Origin of the sequence: Mycobacterium sp. E136 (assembly GCF_001666865.1) — a bacterium.
In the GTDB taxonomy this organism is placed as follows: Bacteria; Actinomycetota; Actinomycetes; order Mycobacteriales; family Mycobacteriaceae; genus Mycobacterium.
In genome coordinates this window covers 1-7,250 of the sequence record NZ_LZJE01000088.1, presented here as the reverse complement: position 1 = coordinate 7,250, position 7,250 = coordinate 1, and the positions used below count along the sequence as shown (strand labels likewise).

Genomic DNA, 7,250 nt, shown 5'->3' with positions numbered 1-7,250 from the left:
GGGCTCCGATTGCAACAACTCGATCGTGTCGCGCACCGACGGACCCCACCGTCCCAGATGCGCGGCGATCATCGCGTTGAGCCCGAAGATCGGAGTGTAGACCGCGACCGCGTCGACGTCTTCGAGGTGCGAAACCAGGCCCGCCACCGGGCTGCCCATCGAAACCCCCGACACCGCAAGCGCGCTCGCCTGCGGGCGCAGCCATCGAAGCACCGCACGCACCTCGGAGACCACCCGGATCATGCCCGCGAGGTTGTTCAGCGGGTCCATGTTCGGGTACGTCGGCCATCGGTCGCGGCGGACCCCGCATCCGGGCTGCACCGGTAACGCGATGTTGTATCCGAGTTGCTCCTGTAACCGTCGGGCCCGCGAGAACACCAGGTCGATCGGCAACCCCTGCCCGGCCCCGTGCACCCACACCAGCCATGGCCTCGCCTCGTCGCCGGTTCGGCACAGGTGCACCACCGCCGTCGCGGGCCCGCCGAATTCGGCCAGCGCCGCGGGCAGGTGGGGATCGTGCTCGAAGGTCAGCTGCTCGTATCGGGTCCTGCCGAACCGGCGCTGCCGAATCGTCTTCGGCTGCAGCTCATCCGGTGCGACGTGCACGCCTGCCATACCCAATCCGGTCAACGCGTCGGCGGCCGCCGCGCAGGACTCGACCGTGCGCTCGACCTTCGGCGGCGGTGCGGTCAATGTCATCCCCGACAGGGCCAGTTCGTCGAGGACGACCTCACCGAACTGCCGGGCACCCCGGCGCGACAGCGGCTTCCAGTCACCGGGGGCGGCCACCGCCGCACGCGCCCGCGGCACCACACCCGCGAAGTCACGACCGATGCGGTAGGCGCGTTCTGTCGTTTTCATGCCAGCTTGAACCCGGTGTAGCCGGTGTCGGCGACCTCGTCGCAGCGACGCCGATACTCCGGGATGCCCGCGGTGTAGCCCATGTACATCCGTTTCTTGCCCGGCACGTTGCCGCCGTTGTACCAGGAGTTACACGTGGGGTGGTCGAGCACCGTCGGGGCCACCAGCGCCGTGGCCTGTTCGATCCACTCGCGCTGGGCCTCGGGCAGCGCCTCGATGCTGCGGTACCCGTTGTGCCTCAGGTACTCGATGCAGTCGCCGATCCACTCGACGTGGTGTTCGAGCGCGGTCACGAAGTTGCTTGCGGGCGCGGGACTTCCGGGCGCCTGGATGATGAACAGATTGGGAAAGCCGGCCACCGCGATCCCCAGGTAGGTGTACGGGCCCTCGGTCGTCCAGAAGTCGCCGAGGGACATCTGGTCGCGGCCGGTCACGGCTATTCGCGACAGCGCGCCTGTCATCGCGTCGAATCCGGTGGCGTAGATGATCACGTCGAGTTCGTGGTCACCCTGTTCGGTGCGGATGCCCGTCGGGGTGACCTCGACGATCGACCCCTTGCGCAGGTCGACCAGCGTCACGTTGTCGCGGTTGAACGTCTCGTAGTAGCCCTGGTCGATGATCGGGCGCTTACATCCGAATGGATGAGTCGGGGTCAGCGCCGCCGCGGTCTCGGGGTCCTTGACGATGCGTGCAACCGCCTCGCCGTAGAGCGTGGCCGCCATCTGGTTGGCCTCGATGTCGAAAAAGACGTCGCCCCAGCTGAGCGCACCGATGATGCCGCCCTCTTCGACGGCACGCAGTTGCTCCTCGCGCGATGCGGACTTCAGCGGCGGCTTGGTCATCATCTCGAACATCACCGAGAAGGCGCTGAGTCGGGCCGCACCCACCGCGTGTTCCCGTTGCGCCGCACGGATCTCGGCGTAGTTCGCCTTGAGCTCGTCGAGCTCGCCATCATCGAACGGGCGGACTTGCCAGGGCAGGGTGTAGGCGGGTGACCGCTGGAACACGGTCAGGTGGCCGGCCTGCTCGGCCACGACCGGAATGAGTTGCACGCCGGTCGAACCCGTCCCGATCACGCCGACCCGCTTGCCGGTCAGGTCCACCTCCTGCTTGGGCCACCGGCTCGTGAACAGCGAAAGCCCGCGGAAGGAATTCATGCCGGCGATCTCCGGCTCCTTCGGGACCGACAGAATGCCCGTCGCCGCGACGACGAACGGTGCGATCAGGGTCTGCCCGTCGGCGGTCCGGATCTCCCACTCGGCGCCGGCCTCGTCGAAGGTCATCGCGGTGACCTCGGTGTGGAATCGGATGTCGCGCCGTAGATCGAGTCGGTCGGCGACGAAGTTCAGGTACGCCTCGATCTCGGGCTGGCGAGGCATCGTCTCGGTCCACACCCACTCCTGCTGGATCTCCTCGGAGAAGCTGTAGGAGTACTCGATGCTCTCGATGTCGCAGCGCGCACCGGGATACCGGTTGAACAGCCATGTGCCGCCGACGTTCTCGGCCTTCTCCAGGACAACGGTGCGCAACCCCTGGTCTCGGAGTCGATGCAGCGCGTACAGGCCGGAGAATCCGGCGCCGACGATGATCGCGTCGAAACGGGTGGAGTCGGATGTCGTCACAGGTAGGCCCTCACGTCCAGAAGCGGAGATACTGTAACTATTACAGTATTGCGCCGCACGGCTGGCCGATTTCGAGAAACACCGCACCGGGATCGTGCGAAACGGCTGTCCTGAAACTGCTACTGTAAGCTATTCCATTAGCTCACGGACATGGGAGGCTGTGCGGCATGAAAGTACCGTTCACCTGGAAGGTCACCGGCTGGTTCATGATCGGCTGGTCCGCGGAGTTTCCCACGGGTGAGACGAGGCCGCTGCGGTACTTCGGCGAGGATCTGGTCGCCTATCGCGACGAGGCAGGCGAGCTGCACGTGCTCTCCGCGCACTGCCGGCATCTCGGCGCGCACATCGGCCACGGCGGCAAGGTCGTCGGCGACTGCGTCGAGTGCCCCTTCCACGGCTGGCGATGGGGACCGGACGGCACCAACCGCTACATCCCCTACCAGCCCGACAAACCGAACAAGGCGCTGCGGCTGCGCGTCTTCCCGGTGCGCGAACAATACGGCTGCGTGTTCGCCTGGCACCACCCCGAGGGTGAACCGCCGCGGTGGGAGCTGCCGGACCTGTTTCACAAGTTCCCGCAGTTCCCGACCGACGAGGACGCGTATTACCGCCCCTTCCCGGAGTTTTCGAGCCGCGCCGAACGCGAGCCGGTGCATCCGCAGATCGTCGCGGAGAACGGCCCCGATAGTGCGCACTTCCACTACGTGCACCACGCGACCGTCACCCCGAAGTGCCTCAACTGGGAGATCGTCGACGAAGAATGGCGGTTCCTGACCGGCTGGCCCGACGCCTCCAGCGATGACCCGGACAAGATGGCCCTCTACATCCACAGCCACCTGTCCGGCCTCGGATTCGCGATCAGCGCCTTCGAGGGTTCGTCGAACCACCGGCTGATCTTCGCGTGCACGCCGGTCGAGGATGGCTACTCGGACATGTTTTATTCGATCTGGTGGCCCCGGCTGCCAGGTGACTCCTCCGACGTCCCGCCGGAGGAGGTGCGCAAAAAGGTCGAGCGTCAGTTCATGGGGACCGTGTGGGACGACCTGAACATCTGGCGCTACCAGGAGTACATCGAGAATCCCGCGCTGTCCCGCGTGGACGCGAAACCGTATATGGCGCTGCGCAAGTGGGCCAAACAGTTTTACGAAGTTCCCGCCACCCCGGCGTCGGTGTGAAACCCGACCTCGCCGAGGTCGCGGCGCCCGGCCACACCGCGATCGTCACGCAGGAGTGCCAGGGTGCGGTGGTCGGTCCCGATGCCGGGCTCAAGGCGCTGGCCGAGGAGGCCCGGCGAGAGGCGGTCCCGAACATCGCGAGGCTGCTGCCGGTCGCCCGCGACGCTGGTGTGGCGGTGGTGCACTGTCTGGTTCAGCGACGGCCGGACGGGCGGGGCGCCAACCACAACGCGAAGCTCTTCCGGATCAGCGGCGCCACCGGGAACGCCATCGCGCCCGGCACCCCGGGCGCCGAACTGCTGCCGGAACTGGGGCCGGAGCCGTCCGACGTCGTGCTGCGCAATCTCGGCGTCTCGACGATCGTCGCCGTCGGAGTGTCGGTCAACGTCGCGATCACCAACCTGGTGATGGACGCCGTCAACGCGGCGTACCGGATCGTCGTGCCGCGTGACGCGGTGGCAGGAATTCCCCGCGACTACGCCGATGCGATCATCGACAACACGTTGTCGCTGCTGGCGACGATCACCACCACCGACGAATTGATCGACTCATGGAAGTAGCCGCCCAGTGACCGACACCGAGGACGACATCCGCGAATTCGCCAGGGTCAAACCGGCTCTGGGGTCCCCGGAGATGGGTCGGTTCATCGCGGCGCTGCGCCGGCTGCAGAACATCACGGTCTCCAGCGATCCCGACGCTGCGCTGTGGAACGACTCCGCCGCGCTGCTCGAGAACGTGTGCGAGCGCCTGGAGGAACACCAGGCCCCGGCGGGCGTCGCCCCTGCGGGCCGGGCGCCCAATCTGCCCGGCAACGGCCACCCGTTGATGCCGCCGTGGCAGGTGGTGACGTCCGGATCAGACGAGGTCACAATGCGCGGCCACTTCAGCCGCTTCCACGTGGGCGGCAACGACGCCGTGCACGGCGGCGTCATCCCGCTGTTCTACGACTGGCACTTCGGCATGGTGGTGTCGGCCGCCGGGCGCCCCGACAGCCGAACCGCGTATCTGCACGTGGATTACCGGCGGGTGACGCCAATCGATGTACCACTCGAGGCGCGGGCGTGGATCGATTCGGTCGACGGGCGCAAACTGTTCGTGAGGGCGGAGATGACGGACGGGGACGGCAACGTACTATCCGAGGCCAATGGTCTGATGATCAAACTGCTTGCCCACCAGCCTTGAAAGGCACGATGTCTGTGACCACACAGTTCACGGTTCCGGCCGCCGCCGACACCGTCGCCGCCGTCATCGGCGATCGCGAGTTCATCGTCCAGGGCGATCGCCGCTACACCTACGCCCAGGTCGTCGAGCGCGCCAACCGCCTGGCCGCGTTCCTGCACAGCCGCGGCCTGGGCTGCCACGTCGAGCGCTCCGAACTCGCCGGTCACGAGGTGGGCCAGGACCTGTTGGGCATCTACGCCTACAACGGCCCCGAATATATCGAGGGCATGCTCGGCTCGTGGCGGGCCCGGGTCGCGCCGTTCAACGTCAACTACCGCTACGTCAAGAACGAATTGCAGTATCTGCTCAACGATTCCGGGGCCAGCGCGCTGCTGTACCACGCGACGTTCGCGCCCCGGGTCGCGGAGGTGCTGCCGGATCTGCCCAATCTCCGCGTGCTCATCCAGATCGCCGACGACTCCGGTAACGATCTGCTCGACGGTGCCGTCGACTATGAGTCGATCGTCGGCTCGGGCACCCCGGTGCTGCCGCCGATCGAGCCGTCGCCTGACGACCTCTACGTCCTCTACACCGGCGGCACGACGGGTATGCCGAAGGGCGTGCTGTGGCGCCAGCACGACATCTTCATGACCTCGTTCGGCGGCCGGAACATGGCCACCGGCGAGCTCATCACCTCGCTCGACGACATCGCCAAGCGGGTGGCGGAGGGTCCTGGCACCAAGATCCTCACCCTGCCGCCACTCATGCACGGTGCCGCACAGTGGGCCGCGATGACGGCGATGACCACGGGCCAGACCATCGTGTTCACCGCCAATCCCGGCAGCCTCGACGCCGATGAAGTGGTCGCGACCATCGAGCGCGAGAAGGCGCTGGTGGTGCAGGTGGTCGGCGACGCGGTCGCACGCCCGCTCGCCGACGCGATCGAGCGCAGCTCGGCCGACCTGTCGTCGCTCGCGGTGGTCGCCAACGGCGGGGCATTGCTGACTCCGACCGCCAAACAACGGCTCATTGACGTCAAGCCCGGGCTGATCGTCATGGACGGCGTCGGCTCCTCGGAGACCGGCATTCAGATGAACCACATGTCGGCCCCCGGCGCGGTGTCGACCGGCAAGTTCAACGCGGGCCCGGACACCTTCGTCGCGGCCGAGGATTTCAGCGCGATCCTCGAACCCGGCCACGACGGCATCGGCTGGTTGGCGCAGCGGGGCTATGTGCCGCTGGGATACAAGGGCGATGCGGAGAAGACCGCCAAGACCTTCCCGGTGATCGACGGTGTGCGGTACTCGATTCCGGGCGACCGTGCCCGCCATCAGGCCGACGGATCCATCGAACTGTTGGGCCGCGATTCGGTGACCATCAACTCCGGCGGCGAGAAGATCTTCGTCGAGGAGGTCGAGACCGCGCTGCTGTCGCATCCCGCGGTCGCGGACGTCGTGGTCGCCGGCCGGCCCAGCGAACGTTGGGGCCAGGAGGTGGTCGCGGTGGTCGCGCTTGTCGACGGTGCTAATACCGAGGCCCAGGAACTCATCGATCATGCCGCGAATTCGATTGCCCGCTACAAGCTTCCGAAGGCGATCGTGTTCCGCTCGGCGATCGAGCGCAGCCCTGCGGGCAAGGCCGACTACCGGTGGGCCCGCGACCAGGCGCTCAGCGCGAACGCCTGAGCCGACGCTTGGTTCGGTTGCGCGCCATCCACAGTCCGAGTGCGGTCGTCGCCCGCATCGACGGCGTGAACGGTGGCGCCGCGCGTCCGGTGATCGTGAACGGCAGGTCGGTGCCGACGATCGTGCGGTGATGGCTGAACGCGTCGAACCCCGCCTTGCCGTGGTAGGCGCCCATCCCGCTGCGACCCACTCCCCCGAACGGCGCCGCCGAAGGAATCATCTGCGCGGCGAAGTCGTTGCGTGCCACGCCGCCGCTCCGCGTGCTGCGGACAAAGCGCCGAAAGTCGTTGCCGTCGGGCCCATACCAATACGCGACGAGCGGCGACGGCCGCTGGTTGACGTAGTCGATGGCCTCATCGAGGTCGCGGTAGGGCCGCACTGCGAGCACGGGACCGAAGACCTCCTCGGCGGCGATTCTCATCCGGTCGTCGACATCACGCACGAGGGTCGGTGCGATCTTGCGGGTCCCACGGTCGGGCAGCGCTTCACCGGCCGGCGCGGCAGTCTCGACGCGCGCACCCCTCGCCCGCGCGTCGTCGACGAGCCCGACCACTCGATCGAAGTTCGCCTCGTTCACCGACGAGCAGTAGTCGTCGTTGTCGACGATCGTCGGAAACATCTGCCGCCACGTCTCTTTCACGATCTCGACGAAGGCGTCCTCGCGGTCGTCGGGCACGAAGACGTAGTCGGGGCAGACACAGACTTGTCCTCCGTTGATCATCCGCGATCGGGCAACGCGGGCGGCG

General features: G+C 67.0%; 7 protein-coding genes. 4 read left to right on the top strand and 3 right to left on the bottom strand.

Going from position 1 to position 7,250, the window contains the following annotated elements; translation table 11 throughout:
- Together A5698_RS06600 and A5698_RS06595 are read right to left on the bottom strand one after the other, a co-directional pair.
- On the bottom strand, nt 1–861 hold an 861-nt coding region (locus tag A5698_RS06600; RefSeq protein ID WP_068294684.1), incomplete at its 3' end, for an esterase.
- The gene (locus A5698_RS06595; RefSeq protein ID WP_068294681.1) at nt 858–2,483 is read right to left on the bottom strand and encodes a flavin-containing monooxygenase; all 1,626 of its coding nucleotides are present in this window, start codon (nt 2,481–2,483) and stop codon (nt 858–860) included. The genes A5698_RS06595 and A5698_RS06600, both read right to left, overlap by 4 nt.
- A gap of 167 nt (nt 2,484–2,650) precedes the next feature.
- Between A5698_RS06595 and A5698_RS06590 the strand changes: the two genes are divergently transcribed.
- Genes A5698_RS06590 through A5698_RS06575 form a run of 4 tightly spaced genes read left to right on the top strand, consistent with a single transcriptional unit; the run spans nt 2,651 to nt 6,504 of the window.
- Nucleotides 2,651–3,658: an aromatic ring-hydroxylating oxygenase subunit alpha gene (locus A5698_RS06590; protein WP_068294678.1), complete on the top strand. Its 1,008-nt coding sequence runs from the start codon at nt 2,651–2,653 to the stop codon at nt 3,656–3,658.
- Nucleotides 3,655–4,218: a cysteine hydrolase family protein gene (locus A5698_RS06585; protein WP_068294675.1), complete on the top strand. Its 564-nt coding sequence runs from the start codon at nt 3,655–3,657 to the stop codon at nt 4,216–4,218. Before A5698_RS06590 ends, A5698_RS06585 begins: the two co-directional genes overlap by 4 nt.
- 7 nt (nt 4,219–4,225) lie before the next feature.
- Complete coding sequence (locus tag A5698_RS06580) at nt 4,226–4,840, top strand: PaaI family thioesterase (protein ID WP_068294672.1); 615 nt, start codon at nt 4,226–4,228, stop codon at nt 4,838–4,840.
- A gap of 8 nt (nt 4,841–4,848) precedes the next feature.
- Nucleotides 4,849–6,504, top strand: coding sequence for an acyl-CoA synthetase (locus A5698_RS06575; protein WP_068294670.1), 1,656 nt, complete (start codon nt 4,849–4,851; stop codon nt 6,502–6,504).
- Here A5698_RS06575 and A5698_RS06570 read toward each other — a convergent pair.
- Nucleotides 6,488–7,250 (bottom strand): aldehyde dehydrogenase family protein (locus tag A5698_RS06570; RefSeq protein WP_156670632.1); only part of this gene is annotated, 763 nt, incomplete at its 5' end. The genes A5698_RS06575 and A5698_RS06570 overlap by 17 nt on opposite strands.